The organism is Pseudomonas sp. Tun-23181, assembly GCF_057415455.1.
The window spans coordinates 4,284,779-4,308,226 of sequence record NZ_CM171630.1; the positions used below are offsets into that span (position 1 = coordinate 4,284,779).

20 protein-coding genes are annotated in these 23,448 nt (G+C 66.5%); 14 read left to right on the forward strand and 6 right to left on the reverse strand.

Annotated elements, in window-relative coordinates; translation table 11 throughout:
• The first annotated feature begins 31 nt into the window (after positions 1 to 31).
• The 5 genes from parE (at position 32) to ACDI39_RS20345 (ending at position 6,589) form a co-directional block, all read left to right on the forward strand.
• Positions 32 to 1,936: a DNA topoisomerase IV subunit B gene (gene parE, locus ACDI39_RS20325; protein ID WP_225788928.1), complete on the forward strand. Its 1,905-nt coding sequence runs from the start codon at positions 32 to 34 to the stop codon at positions 1,934 to 1,936.
• Positions 1,933 to 2,919 (forward strand): esterase-like activity of phytase family protein, encoded by a 987-nt coding sequence (locus ACDI39_RS20330; protein ID WP_225788929.1) that lies wholly within the window; start codon positions 1,933 to 1,935, stop codon positions 2,917 to 2,919. The genes parE and ACDI39_RS20330 overlap by 4 nt, the downstream gene beginning before the upstream one ends.
• Positions 2,916 to 3,434: a retropepsin-like aspartic protease family protein gene (locus ACDI39_RS20335; protein ID WP_486536998.1), complete on the forward strand. Its 519-nt coding sequence runs from the start codon at positions 2,916 to 2,918 to the stop codon at positions 3,432 to 3,434. Before ACDI39_RS20330 ends, ACDI39_RS20335 begins: the two co-directional genes overlap by 4 nt.
• A gap of 10 nt (positions 3,435 to 3,444) precedes the next feature.
• Positions 3,445 to 5,703, forward strand: coding sequence for a DNA topoisomerase IV subunit A (gene parC, locus ACDI39_RS20340; RefSeq protein WP_486536999.1), 2,259 nt, complete (start codon positions 3,445 to 3,447; stop codon positions 5,701 to 5,703).
• A 175-nt stretch (positions 5,704 to 5,878) separates the two neighbouring features.
• Entirely contained in the window at positions 5,879 to 6,589 is a 711-nt protein-coding gene (locus ACDI39_RS20345; protein ID WP_225788932.1) for a PqiC family protein, read from the forward strand.
• 276 nt (positions 6,590 to 6,865) lie between these two features.
• Here the strand turns inward: ACDI39_RS20345 and ACDI39_RS20350 are convergent, their stop codons facing one another.
• On the reverse strand, positions 6,866 to 8,299 hold the full coding sequence (locus tag ACDI39_RS20350) for a histidine kinase (RefSeq protein WP_225788933.1): 1,434 nt from the start codon (positions 8,297 to 8,299) through the stop codon (positions 6,866 to 6,868).
• Between the two features lie 136 nt (positions 8,300 to 8,435).
• On the opposite strand from ACDI39_RS20350, the gene serB reads away from it, so the two are divergent.
• Positions 8,436 to 9,647: a phosphoserine phosphatase SerB gene (serB, locus tag ACDI39_RS20355; RefSeq protein WP_253103080.1), complete on the forward strand. Its 1,212-nt coding sequence runs from the start codon at positions 8,436 to 8,438 to the stop codon at positions 9,645 to 9,647.
• Positions 9,648 to 9,744: 97 nt separating this feature from the next.
• On the opposite strand, the gene asd is transcribed toward serB, so the two are convergent.
• Genes asd through ACDI39_RS20370 form a run of 3 tightly spaced genes read right to left on the reverse strand, consistent with a single transcriptional unit; the run spans position 9,745 to position 13,017 of the window.
• Positions 9,745 to 10,608: an archaetidylserine decarboxylase gene (gene asd / locus ACDI39_RS20360; protein WP_225788935.1), complete on the reverse strand. Its 864-nt coding sequence runs from the start codon at positions 10,606 to 10,608 to the stop codon at positions 9,745 to 9,747.
• Positions 10,609 to 10,625: 17 nt separating this feature from the next.
• On the reverse strand, positions 10,626 to 11,435 hold the full coding sequence (locus ACDI39_RS20365; protein WP_225788936.1) for a rhodanese-like domain-containing protein: 810 nt from the start codon (positions 11,433 to 11,435) through the stop codon (positions 10,626 to 10,628).
• Positions 11,436 to 11,481: 46 nt separating this feature from the next.
• Positions 11,482 to 13,017, reverse strand: coding sequence for an HDOD domain-containing protein (locus tag ACDI39_RS20370; RefSeq protein ID WP_486537000.1), 1,536 nt, complete (start codon positions 13,015 to 13,017; stop codon positions 11,482 to 11,484).
• Positions 13,018 to 13,140: 123 nt separating this feature from the next.
• Here ACDI39_RS20370 and motA point away from each other — a divergent pair, with 123 nt between their 5' ends.
• Together motA and motB are read left to right on the forward strand one after the other, a co-directional pair.
• Complete coding sequence (gene motA / locus ACDI39_RS20375; protein WP_253081062.1) at positions 13,141 to 13,992, forward strand: flagellar motor stator protein MotA; 852 nt, start codon at positions 13,141 to 13,143, stop codon at positions 13,990 to 13,992.
• Positions 13,993 to 13,995: 3 nt separating this feature from the next.
• Positions 13,996 to 15,015 (forward strand): flagellar motor protein MotB, encoded by a 1,020-nt coding sequence (gene motB / locus ACDI39_RS20380; protein ID WP_225788939.1) that lies wholly within the window; start codon positions 13,996 to 13,998, stop codon positions 15,013 to 15,015.
• Positions 15,016 to 15,149: 134 nt separating this feature from the next.
• On the opposite strand, the gene rsgA is transcribed toward motB, so the two are convergent.
• Entirely contained in the window at positions 15,150 to 16,181 is a 1,032-nt protein-coding gene (gene rsgA, locus ACDI39_RS20385) for a small ribosomal subunit biogenesis GTPase RsgA (protein ID WP_225788940.1), read from the reverse strand.
• A gap of 145 nt (positions 16,182 to 16,326) precedes the next feature.
• On the opposite strand from rsgA, the gene orn reads away from it, so the two are divergent.
• Together orn and ACDI39_RS20395 are read left to right on the forward strand one after the other, a co-directional pair.
• Positions 16,327 to 16,869 (forward strand): oligoribonuclease, encoded by a 543-nt coding sequence (orn, locus tag ACDI39_RS20390; RefSeq protein ID WP_225788941.1) that lies wholly within the window; start codon positions 16,327 to 16,329, stop codon positions 16,867 to 16,869.
• Between the two features lie 108 nt (positions 16,870 to 16,977).
• A complete protein-coding gene (locus ACDI39_RS20395) occupies positions 16,978 to 17,589 on the forward strand; it encodes a trimeric intracellular cation channel family protein (protein ID WP_225788942.1) in 612 nt (203 codons plus the stop codon).
• A gap of 66 nt (positions 17,590 to 17,655) precedes the next feature.
• Here ACDI39_RS20395 and queG read toward each other — a convergent pair whose 3' ends face one another.
• A complete protein-coding gene (queG, locus tag ACDI39_RS20400; RefSeq protein ID WP_225788943.1) occupies positions 17,656 to 18,726 on the reverse strand; it encodes a tRNA epoxyqueuosine(34) reductase QueG in 1,071 nt (356 codons plus the stop codon).
• A 65-nt stretch (positions 18,727 to 18,791) separates the two neighbouring features.
• On the opposite strand from queG, the gene ACDI39_RS20405 reads away from it, so the two are divergent.
• The 4 genes from ACDI39_RS20405 to mutL are packed head-to-tail and all read left to right on the forward strand — an operon-like array spanning position 18,792 to position 23,448.
• On the forward strand, positions 18,792 to 19,652 hold the full coding sequence (locus tag ACDI39_RS20405) for an NAD(P)H-hydrate dehydratase (RefSeq protein WP_225788944.1): 861 nt from the start codon (positions 18,792 to 18,794) through the stop codon (positions 19,650 to 19,652).
• Positions 19,640 to 20,113 carry a tRNA (adenosine(37)-N6)-threonylcarbamoyltransferase complex ATPase subunit type 1 TsaE gene (gene tsaE / locus ACDI39_RS20410; protein ID WP_225788945.1) on the forward strand — a complete coding sequence of 158 codons (474 nt, stop codon included), beginning with the start codon at positions 19,640 to 19,642 and terminating at the stop codon, positions 20,111 to 20,113. The genes ACDI39_RS20405 and tsaE overlap by 13 nt, the downstream gene beginning before the upstream one ends.
• On the forward strand, positions 20,114 to 21,553 hold the full coding sequence (locus ACDI39_RS20415; protein ID WP_486537001.1) for an N-acetylmuramoyl-L-alanine amidase: 1,440 nt from the start codon (positions 20,114 to 20,116) through the stop codon (positions 21,551 to 21,553).
• A complete protein-coding gene (gene mutL, locus ACDI39_RS20420) occupies positions 21,550 to 23,448 on the forward strand; it encodes a DNA mismatch repair endonuclease MutL (RefSeq protein ID WP_225788947.1) in 1,899 nt (632 codons plus the stop codon). Before ACDI39_RS20415 ends, mutL begins: the two co-directional genes overlap by 4 nt.

A 23,448-nucleotide genomic window follows, 5' to 3' on the forward strand; every position in this document is an offset into this window, starting at 1 on the left:
TTTGCATTCACCAGACTGACGACGAGAACCCATGGCCAATCCCAGCGCTAGCGCCTATAACGCAGACGCCATCGAAGTCCTCTCCGGCCTTGACCCGGTCCGCAAGCGGCCAGGCATGTACACCGATACCAGCCGGCCCAACCACCTGGCCCAGGAAGTCATCGACAACAGCGTCGACGAAGCCCTCGCCGGCCACGCCCGCTCGGTGCAGGTGATCCTTCACGCCGACCATTCGCTGGAGGTCTGCGACGACGGCCGTGGCATGCCGGTGGACATCCACCCCGAGGAGGGCGTGTCGGGGGTCGAGCTGATCCTCACCAAGCTGCATGCCGGCGGCAAGTTCTCCAACAAGAACTACCAGTTCTCCGGCGGCCTGCACGGTGTCGGTATCTCGGTGGTCAACGCCCTGTCGAAGCAGGTGCGCGTGCGCGTCAAGCGCGACGGCAACGAGTACCAGATGACTTTCGCCGATGGCTACAAGTCCAGCGAGCTGGAGGTGGTCGGCACGGTCGGCCGGCGCAATACCGGCACCAGCGTGTTCTTTTCCCCCGATCCGAAATACTTCGACTCGCCGAAGTTCTCCGTCAGCCGTCTCAAGCATGTGCTCAAGGCCAAGGCAGTGCTCTGCCCCGGCCTGCTGGTCAGCTTCGAGGACAAGGCCAGCGGCGAGAAAGTCGAGTGGCACTACGAAGACGGCCTGCGCTCCTACCTGGTCGACTCGGTCAGCGAGTTCCTGCGCCTGCCCGACGAGCCGTTCTGCGGCAGCCTGGCCGGCAACAAGGAAGCCGTGGACTGGGCCCTGCTGTGGCTGCCCGAAGGTGGCGACAGCGTCCAGGAGAGCTATGTCAACCTGATTCCTACCGCCCAGGGCGGTACCCACGTCAATGGCCTGCGCCAGGGCCTGCTGGATGCGATGCGCGAGTTCTGCGAGTTCCGCAACCTGCTGCCGCGTGGCGTCAAGCTGGCGCCCGAGGACGTCTGGGAGCGCATCACCTTCGTGCTGTCGATGAAGATGCAGGAGCCGCAGTTCTCCGGGCAGACCAAGGAGCGCCTGTCGTCCCGCGAGGCGGCGGCGTTCGTCTCCGGTGTGGTCAAGGATGCCTTCAGCCTGTGGCTCAACGCCCACCCCGAGCTGGGCATGCAACTGGCCGAGCTTGCCATCAGCAACGCCGGTCGGCGCCTGAAGGCGAGCAAGAAGGTCGAGCGCAAGCGCATCACCCAGGGCCCGGCGCTGCCTGGCAAGCTGGCCGATTGCGCCGGCCAGGACCCGATGCGCGCCGAGCTGTTCCTGGTCGAGGGTGACTCGGCCGGCGGTTCGGCCAAGCAGGCACGGGACAAGGAATTCCAGGCGATCCTGCCGTTGCGCGGCAAGATCCTCAACACCTGGGAGGTCGATGGCGGCGAGGTCCTGGCCAGCCAGGAAGTGCACAACATCGCCGTGGCCATTGGCGTCGACCCGGGGGCCACCGACCTGTCCCAACTGCGCTACGGCAAGATCTGCATCCTCGCCGACGCCGACTCCGACGGCCTGCACATCGCCACCTTGCTGTGCGCCCTGTTCGTCCAGCATTTCCGCCCGCTGGTGGAGGCAGGCCATGTCTACGTGGCCATGCCGCCGCTGTATCGCATCGACCTGGGCAAGGAGATCTATTACGCCCTCGACGAGGCCGAGCGCGATGGCATCCTCGATCGGCTGGTGGCCGAGAAGAAGCGCGGCAAGCCGCAGGTCACCCGCTTCAAGGGGCTGGGTGAAATGAACCCGCCGCAGCTGCGTGAAACCACCATGGACCCGAACACCCGGCGCCTGGTCCAGCTGACCCTGGACGATCTGCAGGGCACCACCGAGATCATGGACATGCTGCTGGCCAAGAAGCGTGCGGGCGATCGCAAGAGCTGGCTGGAAACCAAGGGCAACCTGGCCGAGGTACTGGTTTGATCCGTCTGCTGCTCGCGGCGTGCCTGACGTTGCTCGCCATGCCGAGCCTTGCCGGCAACTGGCCGGAGCTCAAGCTTGTCGACGAGCACCCGGTCGAAGGCATGCGTGGCGCCAACCTGTCGGGCCTGGCCGAGTGCCGTGGCGCCCTGTGGGCCATCTCCGACCGGGACGACGATCGTATCTACCGCCTCGACCAGACGAACCGGGTCATGCGCGCCCAGCCATTGGTGTTCACGCCGCCACCGGCACCGGAGAGCGGACTGCCCTGGGGCCTGAAGTCGCGTAACTGGGCGGTGTCCTTCCTGCGCGGTGGCGAGCTGGACTTCGAAGGTGTCAGCTGCGACCAGGCTGGCAATTTCTACCTGGTCAGCGAAGCCCATGCGGCGGTGCTGCAGGTGCCGGCCGAGGGCGAGCCGGAGTGGTTGAAGATCGACCAGGCCATGGTCCGCCAGGCGCGCGCCAGCGGCATGCTCCTGCATTTCAATGCGCTGTTCGAGGGCCTGGCGGTCAACCCGGCGGGTGACCGCCTGTGGCTGGCTGCCGAGCGTGAGCGGCGCGGGCTGGTGGCGATCCAGCGCCAGCAGTCGGTATGGACTTGCGGGCGCAGTTGCGTGCTGCTCAGCGAAGCCGGGGTCGAGATGCAGCCACCGCAGATGCCGTCGCCCCAGGCACGGTCGCGGGATTTTTCCGACCTGGCGCTGTACCAGGGCAAGCTGTTCACCCTCGAGCGCAACGCGTTTCGCATCTGCCGGCGGGATGCCGACAGTGGCAAGGTCGAGCGCTGCTGGTCGTTCGCCGCCGATGCGCTGGTGGACTCGCGCCGCTACGACCAGCCGTTCGGCCTGGCCGAAGCCCTGGTGATCGACGCCAAGGGGGCCTGGATCGGCCTGGACAACAACGGCGGCGACCGTGCCGATGGCGAGACACGCCCGATCGTCTGGCGCTTCGCGGCGCCTGAAGGCGGCTGGAGCGCCAAGCCGTGAGCCAGCCGCCGGGCAAGCGTGCGGGCAAGCTGCTGCTGATCGTCGCCTGGGCGGCGGCGCTGTTCCTTGCCACGCGCTTTTTCGGGCAGTGGGAGGAGCGCCAGCAGAACCCCAACGCCCAGGTGCAGTCTTCGCACGGCGAAGGCTTCATCGAGGTCCGCCTGCTGAGCAATGGCCAGGGCCACTTCGTCGCTGACGGGGTGATCAACGGCCAAAGGGTGCGCTTGCTGCTCGACACCGGCGCAACCGACGTGGCGATCCCCGAGACGCTGGCCCGCGAGCTTGACCTGCAACGTGGCGCACCGGTGATGCTCAGTACCGCCAATGGTCGTACCCAGGGCTACCGGACCCGCCTGGACAGCCTGCAACTGGGCGACATCCACCTGCGCAACGTACGCGCCCTGGTGGTTCCCGGGCTGGACGGCGAGCAGGTGCTGCTGGGCATGAGCGCCCTGAAACAACTTGAATTTACCCAGCGCGGCGGTACCTTGCTGCTGCGCCAGAACCTGAAATGACGAGGCCCGCATGAGCGACTCACTGGAACTCAGTCTCGACGGCGTCGAACGCCGCTCACTGGCTGACTTCACCGAACAGGCCTACCTCAACTACTCCATGTACGTGATCATGGACCGCGCCCTGCCGCACATCGGCGACGGGCTCAAGCCGGTCCAGCGGCGCATCGTCTATGCCATGAGCGAGTTGGGCCTGGATGCCGACGCCAAGCACAAGAAGTCGGCGCGTACCGTCGGCGACGTGCTCGGCAAGTTCCATCCCCACGGCGACTCTGCCTGCTACGAGGCCATGGTGCTGATGGCCCAGCCATTCAGCTACCGCTACACCCTGGTCGACGGCCAGGGCAACTGGGGGGCTCCAGACGATCCCAAGTCGTTCGCCGCCATGCGCTACACCGAGGCGCGCCTGTCCCGCTATTCCGAGGTGCTGCTCAGCGAGCTGGGCCAGGGCACTGTCGACTGGGTCGCCAACTTCGACGGCACCCTGCAGGAGCCGGCGGTACTGCCCGCACGCCTGCCGAACATCCTGCTCAATGGCACCACCGGCATCGCCGTGGGTATGGCCACCGACGTGCCGCCACACAACCTGCGCGAAGTGGCCAGCGCCTGCGTGCGCCTGCTCGACGAGCCCAAGGCCACGGTCGAGCAGCTGTGCGAGCATATCCAGGGGCCGGACTATCCGACCGAGGCCGAGATCGTCACCCCACGTGCCGAGATCCTCAAGCTCTACGAGAGTGGCAGGGGCTCGATCCGCATGCGTGCCGTCTACCGGGTCGAGGATGGCGACATCGTCGTCACGGCGTTGCCGCACCAGGTCTCCGGCGCCAAGGTGCTGGAGCAGATCGCCGCACAGATGCAGGCCAAGAAGCTGCCGATGGTCGCCGACCTGCGTGACGAGTCGGACCATGAGCACCCCTGCCGTATCGTCATCATCCCGCGCTCGAACCGCGTGGATGCCGACGAGTTGATGCAGCACCTGTTCGCCACCACCGACCTGGAGAGCAGCTACCGGGTCAACGTCAACATCATCGGCCTGGACGGTCGCCCGCAGTTGAAGAACCTGCGCACCCTGCTGCAGGAGTGGCTGCAGTACCGCATCGGCACCGTCCGCCGCCGCCTGCAGTTCCGCCTGGACAAGGTGGAAAAGCGCCTGCACCTGCTCGAAGGCTTGCTCACCGCCTTCCTCAACCTGGACGAAGTGATCCACATCATTCGCACCGAGGACCACCCCAAGCAGGCACTGATCGCCCGCTTCGACCTCAGCGAAGTCCAGGCCGACTACATCCTCGAGACGCGCCTGCGCCAGTTGGCTCGCCTGGAAGAGATGAAGATCCGTGGCGAACAGGACGAGCTGCTCAAGGAACAGGCCAAGTTGCTTGCCCTGCTCGGCAGCGAGGCCAAGCTACGCAAGCTGGTGCGCAGCGAACTGATCAAGGATGCCGAGACCTATGGCGACGAACGGCGCTCGCCGATCGTCGAGCGGGCCGAGGCCAAGGCCCTCTCGGAAAACGAGCTGATGCCGACCGAGCCGGTCACCGTGGTGCTCTCGGAGAAGGGCTGGGTGCGCTGCGCCAAGGGCCACGACATCGATGCCGGCGGCCTGTCGTACAAGGCCGGCGACAGCTTCAAGGGCGCGGCTGCCGGGCGTTCCAACCAGTTTGCGGTGTTCATCGACTCCACCGGGCGCAGCTACTCGGTGGCGGCGCATACCCTGCCGTCGGCCCGTGGCCAGGGCGAGCCACTGACGGGGCGCCTGACGCCACCGCCGGGAGCGAGCTTCGAGTGCGTGCTATTGCCCGATGACGAAGCGCTCTATGTGGTAGCCTCCGATGCCGGCTACGGTTTCGTGGTCAAGGGCGAGGACCTGCAGGCCAAGAACAAGGCCGGCAAGAGCCTGCTCAGCCTGCCCAGCGGCGCCAAGGTCATGACCCCACGGCCGGTGGTCGACCGTGAGCAGGACTGGCTGGCGGCCGTCACCACCGAAGGGCGCCTGCTGGTGTTCAAGGTTGGCGACCTGCCGCAGTTGGGCAAGGGCAAGGGCAACAAGATCATCGGCGTGCCGGGCGATCGGGTGGCCAGTCGTGAAGAGTTCGTCACCGACCTGGCCGTGCTCGGCGAGGGCTCGACCCTTGTGTTGCAGGCTGGCAAGCGTACCCTGTCGCTCAAACCGGACGATCTGGAGCACTACAAGGGCGAGCGCGGGCGTCGCGGTAGCAAATTGCCACGTGGCTTCCAGCGGGTGGATGGCATGGCGGTAGAGCGCCCGGTGTGAACCGGCTGTCTGCCTGGAGCGGCATTTTCAGCGTCGTTCCAGGCAGAAATGCTGGAGTCGGACGCATATTTCGCGGATGATAGTGCCCTTGCGGTGCCGGCGTGGCCGTGTGCCCGTAAGAATCTACATGAGTATCACTGCGGTATGCCTGATGGCGACCGCTTGGATGGGATGAATGAAATTTCTGCGCCTTCCATTTGCGCTGTTGATCACTGGCCTGCTGGGCTTGAGCGGATGCAGCATGCATCAGCAGGTGGCCCTGTATCAGCTCGACAGCGGTGATCCTGGCCAGCCTTCGCAGAGTGCGGGCATGGCCGTGGTGCTTGGCCCGGTGTCGCTGGCCGACTACCTGCAACGCGAGACCTTCCTGCAGCGCCAGGCCGATGGCAGCCTGACGTCGGCGACCGACGGTCGCTGGGCGGGTAGCCTGTCGTCGGATATCGACCAACTGCTGGTGCGCCAGCTGGCCTGGCGCCTGGACAGCCAGCGCGTGGTCCTGGCCCCGGCCAGTGCCGGCTTCTCGCCGGACGTGCAGGTGCTGCTGTCGATCACCCGCCTGGACTCGGGCAAGAACCAGCCGGCGATCCTGGATGCCCAGTGGCGCCTGCTGGATCGTCGTGGCCAGGTGCGTGACAACCGCATCGTCCACCTGGAGCAGCCGCACGAGGGCTCCGAGGCGTCCCAGGTCCAGGCCCAGGGGCAATTGCTGCAAAAGCTGGCCGAGCAGCTCAGCACTGCGGTCAAGCCGCTGGCCAACCAGCCGGCCCTCGCCGAGGAGACACGCAAGAAGCCAGCAGCGCCCACCCAGGTCAAGAAGGCGCCCGAGAAGCCGAAGATCCCCATGGCTTCGCCTATCCGTACCGATATGGAAGTCTATCGATTCTGATTGCCCAAGCATGAAAAAGCCCGCAGCGATGCGGGCTTTTTCATGTCTGCTGGTTCTGAGGATCGGTGTCGGTTGTTGGGGCCGCTTCGCGCCCCATCGCCGGCAAGCCCCACAGGTACTCCGCTGGGCTCAAGGGCCGTGATGAACCTGCGGGAAGCCGGCTTGCCGGCGATGGGCTGCAAAGCAGCCCCAATCCACACGGTAAGGGCTGTGCCCTTGTTCTCGAGGCAAGCCCGTTCCCACAAGCCCGGCCAGCTCAGTGGGAGAGGGCGGGTATCAGGCCCGGCGCTCGTGCATCCGTGCCAGCTGGCGCTCGAGCATCGAAGGATAAGGCTCCATCAGCCGCTCGACACAGCAGGCCCCTTCGGGGCTGGCGATCGGCCGGATGCGTGCCCGCTGGCGAATCAGGGCGTCATCGCTGATCTGGCGTTCCACCAGCAGCAGGTTGCGGCTGTGCTGGGACAGCGCCAGGGCATCCTGGGCCTTCTCGGCCATCAGCAGGTCCACCTGTTCCAGGCCCTGCAGGTCATCGCCCAGGGCCAGGCCCAACTGCAGTTGCAAGGTGATGCCGCTGTCGGCCACCTCGATCTGCAAGGCATGGCCCAGGGCGCGCAGCAGCTCGCCGCAGCAGATGGCGTTGGTCAGGTAGTCCTCGCCACAGTCACGGCTGTGGAACAGCACCAGGGTGCTGCCGTCGTTGAGGGTGTGGGTCTCGCCTTCATACAGCGAGGCGGCCTGCTCCAGGCAGTCGCGGTAGCGCTCCAGCAGCTCGGTCAGGCGCGTGCGCGGCAGGCGGCGCAACTGCTCCTGGGAGCCCAGTTGCACGGCCAGCACAGCACTGTACTGTGGTTCGTCCGACTCGACGACGGCAGGCTTGGCTGCACTGTCTTCGGCATCGATCAGGCCGGCGAAGGCCTCATCGTCCTCGTCGTCCTGCAGCCGTGGCGTGGCCTTGGGGGCCTGGTCGTCGCCGAGCTCGTCGAAATCGTCCTCGTCTTCTTCCTCGGGCTCCGGTGGCGGTGGCGCCAGGCGCGCATGCAACTGCCTGGCCAGGTCGCCGATCTCGTCCTGGCGATCGATCGCCGGGGTGTAGGGATGCGGGTCGCGCAGCCACACGCGCAGTTGCAGCAGCGGGGTGGAGATGAAGCGCCCCAGGCGCAGGCTCAGGGCCAGCGCCAGGGCCAGCAGGATGGCGGCAAGGATGCCCATGCTCTGCAGGCTGATCGTCATCGGTTGCTGGAACTGGTTCATGTCCAGGCTGATGCGCAACTGCCCGGCGGTGACGTCCTGGAAGGTGATCTTGGTCTGGTACAGGCCTTCGGCCTCGCCCAGCAGGCTGTTCTTCGGCCGTTGGCCGGCCTCGGCGAGGATGCGGTTGTCCACGCTGTAGATCGCTGCATGGGCCACCAGCGGGTTCTTCACCAGGTTGCCCAGCAGCACGTTGAGGCTGAGGATGTCGTTGGACACCAGCAGCTCGGTGGCCGAGGTGGCGGTCTGGATGGTCAGGCTCTGGCCAAGGGCATCGGCCTGGTCGTGCATGGCCTGCCTGAACTGCAGGCCCATCACGCAGGCATAGATCACCAGCGCCAGGGCCACCAGGAAAATGTTGTGGCTGGCGATGCGCAGTGCCAGGGGAATGCGACGCTGGCGCAGGGCACGGAAGATCATCAGGAAGAAATTATCGGGTTTGACTGGCGTGGGCCGGTTCACAGAGCGCGGCTCTTCATGGCGGAAAAGGTGTTGCGCAGTATAGCGAGCCGTGTTTTGTCGGCAAAGTATCGGCGGTGCCCGATGATCACGGAAAATCGGTAGAATGCGCATTTTTCATCGAAGTCGGAGCCCGGTCTTGCGCGAAATCGTCCTGATCAACATCACTGGTGAAGACCGTCCAGGTCTCACCGCGGCCATCACCGGCGTCCTGGTCCAGGGCGGAGTGAACATTCTCGACATCGGCCTGGCGGTGATGCACGGCACCCTGTCCTTCGGCATCCTGGTCGACATTCCGGACAACGAGGTGGCCACCGCCCTGTTGCAGAGCGTGCAGGCCAAGGCCCACGAACTGAACCTGCAGGCGCGCTACACACCGATCTCCGAGGCCGACTACCAGCACTGGGCCGATAGCCAGGGCGAGGCACGCCATATCGTGACCCTGCTCAGCCGCAAGGTGACCCCCGAGCAACTGCAGCGGGTCAGTGCGGTCATCAGCCAGTACGGCCTGACCATCGAGCGGATCGAGCGGCTGTCTGCGCGCGTGGTGCTGGATGCCCCGCGGGAGAAGGGCAAGGCCAGCATCGAGATTTCCGTGCGTGGCGAGCCGAGCGACGCCCAGGCCCTGCGTGCGGACTTCTTCGCCCTGGCCGAGGAACTGAGCGTCGACATCGCCTTCCAGAAGGATGACCTGTTCCGCCGCAATCGCCGCCTGGCAGTGTTCGACATGGACTCGACCCTGATCGAGGCCGAGGTGATCGACGAACTGGCCAAGGCTGCGGGGGTTGGCGAGCAGGTGTCGGCGATCACCGAACGGGCCATGCGCGGCGAGCTGGATTTTCGCGCCAGCTTCAAGGAGCGCATGGCGCTGCTCAAGGGCCTGGACGTCGGCGTGCTGGATGAGATCGGTGCTTCCCTGCGCCTGACCGAAGGCGCCGAGCGCCTGTTCGCCGAGCTCAAGCGCCTGGGCTACAAGACAGCGATTCTCTCCGGTGGCTTTTCCTACTTCGCCAAGCAGGTGCAGGCGCGCCTGGGTATCGACTACGTCTTCGCCAATGAACTGGAAGTGGTCGATGGCAAGGTCACCGGCGTTGCCGTCGAGCCGATCGTCGATGCCCAGCGCAAGGCCGAGCTGCTCCAGGAACTGGCGAGCCGGGAGGGCCTGCGACTGGAGCAGACCATCGCCGTGGGCGATGGCGCCAACGACCTGCCGATGTTGTCGCTGGCCGGGCTGGGCGTGGCCTTCCGGGCCAAGCCGCTGGTGCGCCAGTCGGCCAAGCAGGCGATCTCCACCTTGGGGCTGGATGGCGTGCTGTACCTGCTGGGCTTGCGCGACCGCGACGCGCGCTGAGGTTACGGGGTAGCGAGCTGCAAGGCAGCCCCGACAGCCCATGAAAAAGGCCCTGCCTGACGCACGCCAGGCAGGGCCTTTTTGTATCAAGCGGCGATCACGCCTGCGCCGGCGCCGCCAACTGCTGCCCCATGCGCACTGCCGAGCCTGCACCCAGGCCCTCGGCCCATTTCACCTGCTCCGGCCCGAACAGCACGATGGCGGTCGAACCCAGCTTGAAGCGTCCCAGCTCGGCGCCTTTTTCCAGGTGGATCGGCGTGCGGCTGGCTTCGTCGTAGCGGAAGGTCTTGAGCTCACGCTTCGGCGGGGTGACCAGGCCAGCCCAGACCGTCTCGATCGAGGCGACGATCATCGCGCCGACCAGCACCACGGCCATCGGCCCGCGCTCGGTGTCGAACAGGCACACCACCCGCTCGTTGCGAGCGAACAGCTCCGGTACGTTCTCGGCGGTGGTCTGGTTGACCGAGAACAGCCGCCCCGGCACATAGACCATCTCGCGCAGGGTGCCGGCCAGCGGCATGTGCACGCGGTGGTAGTCCTTGGGCGACAGGTAGATGGTGGCGAACTCGCCGCCCATGAACGGTGCGGCCAGGGCCGGGTCGCCACCGAGCAGCTCCAGGGCGCTGAAGCTGTGGCCCTTGGCCTGGAAGAGGCGGCCGTGCTCGATCGGGCCGAGCTGGCTGACCGCACCGTCGGCCGGGCAGAGGATGGCGCCCGGGGTCTCGTCCAGCGGCCGCGCGCCTGGCTTGAGGGCGCGGGTGAAGAAGGCGTTGAAGTGCTCGTAGGCCGTCAGGTCTTCGACCAGCGCCTCGGACATGTTCACCTGGTAGCGCTTGGCGAACCAGGCGGTGAAGGCGTTCTTGAACCAGCGTGCGCGGCATTCGGCGATGCAGCCGGCCAGGCGCGACAGCAGATGGTGCGCCAGCAGGTACTGGCTGAGGATGAACAAGCGGGATTTCATTGGGTTTCCTTGGAATTTCAGACTTCTACAGGCGTATCCGGGTGGTTGCCCCATTCGCCCCAGGAGCCGGCGTAGGCCTTGACCCGTGGGTAGCCCAGGGCCTTGGCCACCAGGTAGGTGAAGCCGGAACGGTGGTGGGTCTGGCAGTGGGTGATCACTTCCTTGTCGGGAGTGATGCCAAGCTGCTGGAGGATGTCGGCCATGTCCTGGCGGATGCGCAGGTGGTCGTTGAGGTCCATGCCGGCGGTCCACTCGAAGTTGACCGCGCCGGGGATGTGTCCACCCTTGGCCGCCAGGACCTTCTCGCCGCGGTACTCGCCGGGGCTGCGGGCGTCCCAGATGGCCAGGTCGGTCGCGCCCAGGCGGCTTTGCAGGTATTCGCGGGTGGCCGTGGGTTCCGGGTGCAGTTGCAGGTGGACCGGGCCGCCGGCGCTGGGTGGCACCTCGGTGGAGAGCTTGTCCGCCGGCCACGCCTGGATACCGCCATTGAGGTAGTGGTAGGCCTTGTGGCCGATGACATCGAGCATCCAGATGAAGCGCCCGGCCCAGCCGCCGCCTTCGTCGTCGTAGACCACATAGACCGCGTCGTCGCGGTGGCCGAGCTCGCCGAACAGCTTCTCCAGGTCGGCGCGCGCCGGCAGCAGGCCGGGGGCTGGCGGCTGGCCCAGCTGGGTGCGCTTGGGATCGACGAAGCGGGCGCCAGGGATATGCCCGCTGCCATAGCGGTTGGCGCAGGTCAAGTCGACCAGGATCAGCTGTGGCGAAGCCAGGCGTGGCAGCAGGTCGGCCGGTTCGATCACCAGAGGCAAGCCGGAAAAGTCAGTCATCCACGGTCTCCAGGGTGGAATAGAGGGGGCGATTGTAGCGCAAGGCTCAGGCGTTGCGGTTGGCAAAGGTGGCCAGGGCGCGCTCCAGGCATTGCGCGGTCTTGCCGAACGCCTGCACGCCGATATCGGCCAGCGGTTTGCCACCCTGGTCGGCGATCACCAGCATCAGCGGCTGGCCATCGACCGCCAGCGAACGCAGCAGCAGGTGCTCGCTGCGCCAGAAGGTGCGCAGCGGCGCTGGCATCAGCGCGCAGAACTGGGCGTGGTTCTCCGGCGTCAGACGTAACTGCGCCGCCTGGCTCATCAGGCGTTGCAACAGTTTGCTCTGGGCCAGCGGCAGCACCAGGGCAGAGGCCTCCTTGGGATGGCCGGCGGCCTGTTGCACGCGCAGGCACTCGTTGGGCTTGTCGAGCATCAACAGCATGACCCGTTGCATGCCGCAGGCCAGCAGGGCGTCGCTGCCTTGGGTGGCGAGGTGAATGGCGTTGCTGAACGGGCTGGGGGTCACCAGCAGTTCGCCGCACAGCCTGCGCCAGCGCTCCAGGTCCTGGCTGGGTGGTGGCGGCGGGGCGAGCATGTCCGGGTGTGGGCGGCGCTGCTGCCATGGCCAGATCAGTGCCTCGGCGGGATGGAATAGCGCGTGCCGGGCATGCTGGCGGGCACTGGCCGCAGCCTGCTGGTGGACTTGCTGCTGCACGTCGTCCAGGGACGTCTGCAGGTACAGGGCGGTCAGCAACTGCCAGCGCAGCAGGTGTGGGTGGTCCCAGCCGACCTGGGCCGCCAGGGCCAGGCCGTTGGCCAGCAGCACGGTGTTGGCCGGCTGGTTGAACCAACGCCGCAGCCCGGGCTCGTCGTCCAGGCGCTGTTGCTGGCTGAGGCGGTCCTGGTCACGGGCGATGTTCAGCACCTGGGCCAGTCGTTCGCGTTCGTCCATCAGCAGGCGGTAGCCCTGGGTCACCCATTCGGGTAGGCGCCAGTGCTCGGCCATGGCCTGGCACAGTTGCATGATGCGCACGCCGAACAACTCGTGCTCGACCTCGGCGGCCGCCTCGTCCTTGTGGATGACCCGCAGCTCCCAGGCGTCGAGCAGCCTGGGATAGGCCAGCGCCAGGGGCCAGAGCGGGGAGAGAAACAGCAGGCTGCCCCAGTGGATCTCTTGCCACAGCCGTGCCAGGCGGCTGGCGAACAAGCCGTTGGCCTGCTGGGTGGCGTGCTGGCTGATCAGCAGGAACTGGCGCAACACCGGTGGGATCTCCTCGCCCGGCACGGCGGGCAGGCGCGCCAGCAACTCGGCGCTGCGCGCCAGGCCCAGGCGGTTGAGGGCGATCTCGAGGCTTTCGGCGGGCTCGGCCAGGCTGGCATTGGCCGGATGGTTGGCCTCGCGCATGACCGACAGCACCAGGGCCGGGCTGTCCTGCATCAGTTCGGCGATATCGCGCAGGGAGCGGCGGCTGTCGTTGATGGCCGACAACACCTGGTCATGGCTCTGCTTCGGCACCGGCAGGCGGATGCCATCGAGCAGCTTTACCCAGGCCTGGAGCGTGCGCGGAGCCTGATTTGGCACCTTGGTTTCGATTGGCATTTTGATATCAGTCCGAACTGGCTTTTCACGTTTAGTGGCTATAGTCTGGCGCAGTTCTGCCGATAAGTAGAAGAGCGTTCCAATGCGCCCGCCCCTGACCCTGACTGCAAGTGCTTTGAACCTATGGCTAAAATTATCGGCATCATCGTCGTAATCGCGAGCGTGCTCGGCGGATACGTGCTTTCCCACGGCAAGATCGCGGCACTGATCCAGCCGTTCGAAGTGCTGATCATCGGTGGTGCCGCCTTCGGTGCGTTTCTTCAGGCCAACCCTGGCCACATGACCCTGCATGTGATGAAGAAGTCGCTGAAGATGTTCGGCACCCGCTTCACCCACACTTTCTACCTGGAGGTGCTGGGCCTGATCTACGAGATCCTCAACAAGAGCCGCCGCGAAGGCATGATGGCCATCGAGGGTGACATCGAAGACCCGGCCGCCAGCCCTATCTTCGCCAAGTACCCGACGGTGCTGGGCGACGAGCGCATGACCGCGTTCGTCTGCGACTACCTGCGCATCATGTCCACCGGCAACATGGCCCCGCACGAGCTCGAGGGCCTGTTCGACATGGAACTGATGAGCCTGAAGGAAGAGCTGGACCACCCTGCGCACGCGGTGAACAGCGTTGCCGACGGCATGCCGGGCTTCGGTATCGTCGCGGCGGTCCTGGGCATCGTGGTGACCATGGCGTCCCTGGGCGATGGCGACCAGACGTCCATCGGCCTGCATGTGGGCGCGGCGCTGGTGGGTACCTTCTTCGGTATTCTCGCCGCCTATGGCTTCTTCGGCCCGCTGTCCAACGCCTTGCGCCACGACGCCAAGGAAGAACTGAACGTCTACGAGGCGATCAAGGCCTCGCTGGTGGCCTCGGCTTCCGGCATGCCGCCGTCGCTGGCCGTGGAGTTCGGCCGCAAGGTGTTGTACCCGGCGCACCGTCCGAGTTTCGCCGAACTGGAACAAGCGGTCCGCGGTCGCTAAGCCATGGAGAACAATCAACCCATCATCGTCAAGCGCGTCAAGCGCTTTGGCGACGGCCACCACGGTGGTTCCTGGAAGATCGCCTTCGCCGACTTCGCCACGGCGATGATGGCATTCTTCCTGGTGCTCTGGTTGCTGTCCACGGCCACGCCCGAGCAGAAGATCGCCATCGCCGGCTACTTCAAGGACCCGATTGGCTTTTCCGAGAGCGGTACCCCCTACATCATCGACCTGGGCGGCTCGCCGAAACTGGCGCCGGAGAAGACCATCAACCCGGAGGCGGAGTCCGAGCCTATGCCCGACACCAGCATCCAACTGGACAAGGACCGGGTCGAGAGCCTGGCCGAGCAGGTCGAGCAGGAACGCCTCCAGTTGCTGTTGCAGGAACTGCAGAACAAGGTCGAGGAAAATCCCCAGCTGCAGAAGTTCAAGGACCAGATCCTGTTCGAGATCACCCAGGATGGCCTGCGCATCCAAATCATGGACGCCGAGAACCGGCCGATGTTCGACCTGGGCAGTGCGCGCCTGCAGCCGTACTTCGAGGACATCCTGCTGGCCATGGCCGACACCATCAAGGCGGTGCCGAACAAGATCAGCATCAGCGGCCATACCGATGCCAAGCCCTATGCCGGCACTGGCGAGTTCGGCAACTGGGAGCTGTCGGCCAGCCGTGCCAACGCCGCGCGCCGGGCGCTGGTCGCCGGTGGCTATCCAGATGCGCAGGTGGCGCGGGTGGTCGGCTATGCCTCGTCGTCGCTGTTCGACCGCAAGGACCCGTTCAACCCGGTCAACCGGCGTATCGACATCATCGTCCTGACCAAGAAGGCCCAGCGCACCATCGAAGGCGAGCAGGGCACACAGCAAGCGCCGGAGACGCCCGCCGATGGCGCACCGGGTGCCTCGGCTTCGCCGGCGCCGGGCCAGGGCGATGCCGCCCAGGCGCCGATGCAGCCACGCGAGCTACGTCAGAAGCTGAATATCTTCGAGGATGGCGTGCTGAAGATGGATGACGCCCAGGAATAATTCCTGCTGTCAGTGCTGGCCCTTTCGCGGGCAAGCCCGCTCCCACACGGGGCTGCAACCCGCCTCATTCAGGATCGACTCGGCCCTTGTGGGAGCGGGCTTGCCCGCGAAAAGGCCAACGCCGATGCCCGGGCTCAGTAGCTGTCCTGCGCCAAGCTGGCAATGATCGAGCGGTAGCTGCTCATCCGCTGCGGCTTGATGCGCCCTTCCTCCAGCGCCTGGAGCAGGGCGCAGCCAGGCTCGCGGTCGTGCTTGCAGTCGCGGAAGCGGCAATGGCCGAGCAGGTCGCGGAACTCGATGAAGCCTGCCTCGACGTCGTCGCGGCTGACATGGCCCAGGCCGAACTCGCGGATGCCGGGCGAGTCGATCAGGTCGCCGCCATTGGGGAAGTGATAGAGGCGGGCAGTGGTCGTGGTGTGGGTGCCCTGGCCGGACCACTCGGAGAGATCGCCCACGCGGGTCTGCGCCTGCGGCAGCAGGCTGTTGACCAGCGATGACTTGCCCACCCCGGACTGGCCGACGAAGACGCTGATATGCCCGTCCAGCGCCTGTTGCAGGCGCTGCATGCCATCGCCCTGGTGGGCCGAAACCTCCAGCAGCGGGTAGCCCAGCTCGCGGTACACCGCCAGCAGGGCCTCGAGCGTCGAGGCATTGCCCTCGTCGATCAGGTCGGCCTTGTTCAGCAGCAGCAGGGGGCGGATGCCCGCATGCTCGGCCGCCACCAGGTAGCGATCGATCAGGTTGGCCTGGGGCTCGGGGGCCGGGGCGAAAACGATCACGATCAGATCGACGTTGGCTGCTACCGGCTTGAGCTGGCCATGGTTGTTCGGCCGGCACAGCTCGGCGCTGCGCGGCATCTGCGCGACGATCACGCCGTTGCCCTGGTTGCCGGCACGCCACACCACCCGGTCGCCGGTGACCAGCGCCGGCAGGTTGGCCCGCAGGTGGCAGCGGAACACCTGGCCTGCCGCCTCGCTGTCCTGGGCCTCGACCTCCACCTGCACGCCGAAGTGGGCGATCACCAGGCCCAGTTGCTCAGGCCCCAGGTCGCCACCTTCCAGTTCCTGCAGGGCATGCTGCTCGCGTTTGGCAGCGCGGGCGGCGCGTTCGCCCTGGATCTTTTCGATGCGCCAGTTCTGGCGGCGGTTGAGCTGGCGTTTGGCCATGGAGGTTCCGTGTCGGCGGGGCAGAAGGAAAAACGGCAGGCAGTTTAGCACGCCCGGCTGGCGTGCCATTCCGTTACCTTTCCAGCGCGAATGCATCGGCAGCGACCGCTAGGCTAATATGACGGCCTATTCGAGGAGCTCTTTCATGCAGAACCCACAGAACCTGATCTGGATCGATCTGGAAATGACCGGCCTGGATCCGGACAACGACGTCATCATCGAGATGGCCACCATCGTCACCGACAGCGAGCTGAACACCCTGGCCGAGGGCCCGGTAATCGCGATCCATCACAGCGACGAGGTGCTGGCGCGCATGGACGAGTGGAACACCCGCACCCACGGTGCCTCGGGCCTGACCCAGCGCGTGCGCGAAAGCCGCATCGGCATGGCCGAGGCCGAGGCGCAGACCCTGGCGTTCCTCGAACAATGGGTGCCCAAGGGTAAGTCGCCGATCTGCGGCAACAGCATCTGCCAGGACCGGCGTTTCCTGTATCGCCACATGCCGGCGCTCGAAGGCTACTTCCACTACCGTAACCTCGACGTCTCCACCCTCAAGGAACTGGCCGCACGCTGGGCCCCGCAGGTGCGCGACAGCTTCAAGAAGGGCGGTACCCACCTGGCGCTGGACGATATCCGCGAGTCGATCGCCGAGCTGCGTCACTACCGCGAACATTTCATCAAACTCTAAGCTTCAAGCCCCGAGCTGCAAGCTTCAAGTTGAGCAACGGCGCGCTCGAGCGCGCGTATTGCTTTTGGCTTGGCGCTTGCCGCTTGTCGCTTCTTCTGGACCTGCACCATGCTGTTGATGCTTTACCTGATTGCGATTACCGCTGAAGCCATGACCGGAGCCTTGTCGGCAGGCCGGCGAGGCATGGACTGGTTCGGCGTGGTGTTGATCGCCTGCGTCACCGCCCTGGGCGGCGGCTCGGTGCGCGACGTGCTGTTGGGGCACTATCCGCTGACCTGGGTGAAACACCCGGAGTACCTGGTGCTGACCAGTTTCGCGGCCTTGTTGACGATTTTCATTGCACCGCTCATGCGCCATCTGCGCTCGCTGTTTCTGGTGCTCGATGCCCTGGGGCTGGTGGCCTTCACCCTCATCGGCTGCATGACCGCCCTGGAGATGGGGCAGGGCCTGCTGGTGGCTTCGATCAGCGGGGTCATTACCGGGGTGTTTGGCGGCATTCTGCGGGACATCTTCTGCAACGACATCCCCTTGGTATTCCGTCGCGAACTGTATGCCAGCGTGTCCTTCGCCGCGGCCTGGTTCTACCTGGGGTGCGTGCATTTCAAGGTGCCAGCCGAACAGGCCATGCTGCTGACCTTGTTCGGCGGGTTCCTGGTGCGCCTGCTGGCGATTCGCTTCCACTGGGAAATGCCCAAGTTCCACTACAACGATCAGCCGTGAATTTCGAGCTGCAGGCGGATTGGCGTTGGTGCCGAGGGCGTGCCCGGCTTGGTTGAGCGGCGCAAGTCAGCTGGAGGCTTGGCCATGCTGCGCCAGGGCCCAGGCCACGTGCTCGCGCACCAGATCCGAGGGGTGCTCGCGCCGCGCTCGCAAGGCCTCCAGCACCGGTATGGTCGTCGGCGCATTGCCCAGCCCCACCGCCAGGTTGCGTAGCCAGCGCTCGTAGCCTGCTCGGCGCAGCGGCGAACCCTCGGTATTGCTGAGGAAGGTGCTTTCGTCCCAGAGAAACAGCTCCGCCAGCTCGGCGTTGTCCAGACCGTGGCGCGGCTTGAAGTCGTTCTCCTGGGTCGGCCGGGCGAAGCGGTTCCACGGACAGACGATCTGGCAGTCGTCGCAGCCGAACACCCGGTTGCCGATCAGCGGACGCAGTTCCACCGGGATCGCTTGCTTGAGCTCGATGGTCAGGTAGGAAATGCAGCGCCGTGCATCGAGCACGTAGGGGCCGACGAAGGCCTTGGTCGGGCAGATGTCCAGGCATGCCTGGCAGCGGCCGCAGTGCTCGCTGGCCTGGGCCTCGTCCACCGGCAGCGGCAGGTCGACGAACAGCTCGGCGAGGAAGAAGTAGCTGCCGGCCTTGCGGTTGAGCAGCAAGGTGTTCTTGCCGATCCAGCCCAGGCCGGCCTGCTGGGCGATGGCCTTCTCCAGCACCGGGGCGCTGTCGACGAAGGCGCGAAAACCGAACGGGCCGATCGCCTGTTGCACGCGCTCGGCCAGGTGCTGCACACGCTTGCGTACCAGCTTGTGGTAGTCGCGGCCCAGGGCATAGCGCGAGACATAGGCCTTCTCGGGCTGGGCGAGCTGTTGCGCCATGCGCGTGTCGCCGGGCAGGTAGTCCATGCGCAGCGACACCACGCGCAAGGTGCCGGGTACCAGTTGCTCGGGGTGGGAGCGCTTGCTGCCATGGGCGGCCATGTAGTCCATCTCGCCCTGGTAGCCGGCCGCCAGCCAGCGTTGCAGGTGCTGTTCATGCTCGCCAAGGTCCACGCCGGCGATACCGACGTGGGCGAAACCGAGTTCCCGGCCCCAATCCTTGATCGATTGGGACAGCGCGGCGAGGTCAGGGGTGTGAGCGGACATGGATGGACAAGGCAATACAGGCTCAGGTGCGTATAATTCTGCCAGACATCGGAGCCTTTGACCCCATGCCCCAGACCAAACACCCTGCCAATGCCCCACAACTGCTCAGCAGCGTGAGCATCGCCAGCCTGCCGCCACGCCGTGCGCACGCCCACAAGGGCGATTTCGGCCATGTGCTCATCGTCGGTGGCGACCTGGGTACCGGCGGCGCGGTGCTGCTCAGCGCCGAGGCCGCGCTGCGCTGCGGGGCCGGCCTGGTGAGCGTGGCCACCCGCCCGGAGCACGTCGCCGCTGGCCTGACCCGCCTGCCCGAGACCATGTGGCTGGGGACGAACTCGGCCAACCAGTTGCAGGGCCTGCTCGAACGGGCTTCGGTGCTGGTGGTCGGCCCGGGCCTGGGCCAGGCCGCCTGGGGCCGCAGCCTGCTGTCGGCGGTGGCCAATGCCCACCTGCCGCAGGTATGGGACGCCGACGCGCTGAACCTGCTGGCTCATACGCCCCTGGCGTTGCCCAGTGGCAGCATCCTCACCCCTCATCCGGGTGAGGCGGCGCGTCTGTTGGGTATTTCCACCGAGGCCGTGCAGGCCGACCGGCCGGGCGCGGCCCGCAAGCTGGCTCGCAAGCATGCCAGCGTCTGCGTGCTCAAGGGGGCCGGTACGCTGGTGGCCGACCCGGCCGGGCAACTGGTGCTGTGCGGGCGCGGCCATCCGGCGATGGCCGGTGCCGGCCTTGGCGACGTGCTCACTGGCGTGCTGGCCGCCCTGCTGGCCCAGGGGCTGGACGCCTGGTCGGCGGCCGGCCTGGGGGTGTGGCTGCACGCCTGTGCCGGCGAGCGCCTGGGGGTGAAAGGAAGAGGGCTGGCAGCCAGCGACCTGGTGCCGGTCATTCGTGAATTGTTGGAGGAGCATTCAGCGTGTCAGGCATAACCCTGTTTCTGGCCGACGAGGCGGCCACCGTCGCCTTCGGCGCTCGTCTGGCCCAGCTGACGGGCGGTCATGGCGTGATCTTTCTCGAGGGTGACCTGGGTGCCGGCAAGACCACGCTGTCGCGTGGGTTGATCCGCGGCCTGGGCCATACGGGCCCGGTCAAGAGCCCCACGTTCACCGTGGTCGAGCCCTACGAGATCGGCGAGGTGCGCGCCTTCCATTTCGACCTGTACCGCCTGGTCGACCCTGAGGAACTGGAGTTCATGGGGATCCGCGACTACTTCGAGGGCGACCCGCTGTGCCTGTTCGAATGGCCGCAAAAGGGTGCGGGCGTTTTGCCAAAGCCCGACCTGACCATTACCATAAGCCCGCAGGCGGGCGGGCGCTCGCTGATCCTGTCACCGCAGGGGGCTCGCGGTGAGTCCTGGTGCGCCGCTCTGGCCGTAGAATTCAAACAGTAAATGGGGTTAGGTATGCGCATACGCGCACTGGTCGCCGTCGTTGGGCTGCTGCTGACAGCGGTGACCGTTGACGCTCTGGCCGTCACGCAAGTCAAGAGCATGCGCCTATGGCGCGCACCGGATAACACGCGGCTGGTCTTCGACCTGTCCGGTCCCGTGCAGCACAGCGTCTTCACCCTGACCGCGCCAGACCGCCTGGTCATCGACATCAATGGGGCGACCCTGGGCGGGTCGCTGAACGTCTCCACCTCCAACACGCCGATCAGCAACGTGCGTTCGGCCCAGCGCACGCCCACCGACCTGCGCGTGGTGGTCGACCTCAAGCAGGCGGTCACTCCCAAGAGCTTCACCCTGACCCCCAACGCCCAGTACGGTAATCGTCTGGTGGTCGACCTGTACGACCGAGAAGCCGACGCCATCGCCGCCAGTGCGCCGACGCCACCGCCGGCGCGTGCGCCTGCCACCACCCCGGCGGTGCCGGTGACCCCCGCGCAGCCGGCGATCAAGTTGCCGCCGGTGTCCAGCGGCAAGCGCGATATCGTCATCGCCATCGACGCCGGCCACGGCGGCGAGGACCCGGGCGCCTCGGGCTCGCGTGGCCAGCATGAAAAAGACATCGTGCTGCAGATCGCCAAGGAACTGCAGCGCCAGATCAACACCGAGAAGGGCTACCGCGCCGAGCTGACCCGTACGGGCGACTACTTCATCCCGCTGCGCAAGCGCACCGAGATCGCCCGCAAGAAGGGCGCCGACCTGTTCATCTCGGTCCACGCCGATGCCGCGCCGTCCAAGGCCGCCTTCGGTGCTTCGGTATTCGCCCTGTCCGACCGTGGCGCCACGTCCGAGACCGCGCGCTGGCTGGCCGACACGGAGAACCGTTCCGACCTGATCGGCGGGGCTGGCAACGTCAGCCTGGACGACAAGGACCGCATGCTGGCCGGTGTGCTGCTGGACCTGTCGATGACCGCTACCCTCAGCTCCAGCCTCGATGTCGGCCAGAAGGTGCTGGGCAACATGGGCCGTATCACTCCGCTGCACAAGCGGCGTGTGGAGCAGGCTGGCTTCATGGTGCTGAAGTCGCCGGACATCCCATCGATCCTTGTGGAAACCGGGTTCATCTCCAACGCCAACGAGGCCGCCAAGCTGGCCACCCGGAGCCACCAGCAGGCCCTGGCGCGTTCGATCCATACCGGCGTGCGCCAGTACTTCCAGCAGAACCCGCCGCCGGGCACCTACATCGCCTGGCTGCGTGACAGCGGCAAGATCGCCCAGGGGCCCCGCGAGCATACGGTACGCCCGGGCGAGACCCTGGCCATGATCGCCGTGCGCTACCAGGTCAGCGTGGCCAGCCTGCGCAGCGCCAACAGCCTCAAGAGCGATGAGCTGAAGGTCGGCCAGCACCTCGATATCCCCAGCACCACCCTGGCGTCCCAGCGATGAGTGGTGGTTCTCGTATCCAGTTGCTCAGCCCTCGGCTGGCCAACCAGATCGCCGCTGGCGAGGTGGTCGAGCGCCCGGCATCGGTGGCCAAGGAACTGCTGGAAAACAGCCTGGACTCCGGCGCCCGGCGTATCGACATCGATGTCGAGCAGGGCGGGGTCAAGCTGCTGCGCGTGCGTGACGACGGTGGTGGCATCGCCCCCGACGATCTGCCTTTGGCCCTGGCCCGCCATGCCACCAGCAAGATCCGCGAGCTGGAGGACCTCGAAGGGGTGCTCAGCCTGGGGTTCCGTGGCGAAGCGCTGGCCTCGATCAGTTCGGTGGCGCGCCTGACCCTGACCTCGCGCACGGCCAGTGCCGGCGAGGCCTGGCAGGTGGAGACCGAAGGCCGTGACATGACGCCGCGGGTGCAGCCGGCCGCGCACCCGGTCGGCACCTCGGTGGAGGTGCGCGACCTGTTCTTCAATACCCCGGCCCGGCGCAAGTTCCTCAAGTCGGAGAAGACCGAGTTCGACCACCTGCAGGAAGTCATCCGGCGTCTGGCCCTGGCGCGTTTCGACGTCGGCTTCCACCTGCGGCACAACGGCAAGAGCGTCCTCAGCCTGCACGAGGCGCCCGACGAGATCGCCCGGGCCAGGCGGGTCGGTGCCATCTGCGGGCCGGGCTTCCTCGAGCAGGCGTTGCCGATCGATGTCGAGCGCAACGGCCTGCGCCTGTGGGGCTGGGTCGGTTTGCCGACCTTCTCGCGCAGCCAGGCAGACCTGCAGTACTTCTTCGTCAATGGCCGCGCGGTGCGCGACAAGCTGGTGGCCCACGCCGTGCGCCAGGCATACCGCGACGTGCTGTTCAACGGCCGGCACCCGACCTTCGTGCTGTTCCTCGAGCTGGAGCCGAACGGGGTCGACGTCAACGTGCACCCGACCAAGCACGAAGTGCGCTTTCGCGAAGGGCGCATGGTCCACGACTTCCTCTACGGCACCCTGCACCGAGCCCTGGCGGACGTGCGTCCGGAGGACCAGGTGGCCGCGCCGGCGGCGGTGAGCGAGATCGTTCGCCCCACGGGCCAGCAGGCGGGCGAGTTCGGCCCTCAGGGCGAGATGCGCCTGGCCTCGCCGGTGCTCGAGCAGCCCCAAGCCGAGCCACGCCAGGCGTTTTCCGGTGGTAGTGGGGCGGGCTATCAGTACAGCTACAGCCCGCGCCCCGCGCAGCCCGTGCCGGCCGCCGAGGCCCAGGCGGTCTACCGCGAGTTCTTCGCCCCGCTGGAGAGCGGCGTGGCCAGCCCCGTGGCGCTGCCGGAAAGCCAGGGCGACATACCGCCGCTGGGCTATGCGCTGGCCCAGCTCAAGGGCATCTATATCCTGGCCGAGAACGCCATCGGCCTGGTGCTGGTGGACATGCACGCGGCCCATGAGCGGATCATGTACGAACGGCTCAAGGTGGCCATGGCCAGCGAGGGCCTGAGCGGCCAGCCGCTGCTGGTGCCCGAGTCGCTGGCGCTCAGCCAGCGCGAGGCGGACTGTGCCGAGGAGCATGCGCAGTGGTTCCAGCGCCTGGGCTTCGAGCTCCAGCGCCTGGGCCCGGAAACCCTGGCGATTCGCCAGATCCCGGCGTTGCTCAAGCAGGCCGAGGCCAATCGCCTGGTCCAGGACGTGCTCGGCGACCTGATGGAGTACGGCACCAGCGATCGCATCCAGGCGCACCTGAACGAACTGCTCGGTACCATGGCCTGCCACGGCGCCGTGCGCGCCAATCGTCGCCTGGCCATCCCCGAGATGAACGCGCTGCTGCGCGACATGGAGAACACCGAGCGCAGCGGCCAATGCAACCATGGCCGGCCGACCTGGACCCAGCTTGGCCTGGACGACCTGGACAAACTCTTCCTGCGCGGTCGATGA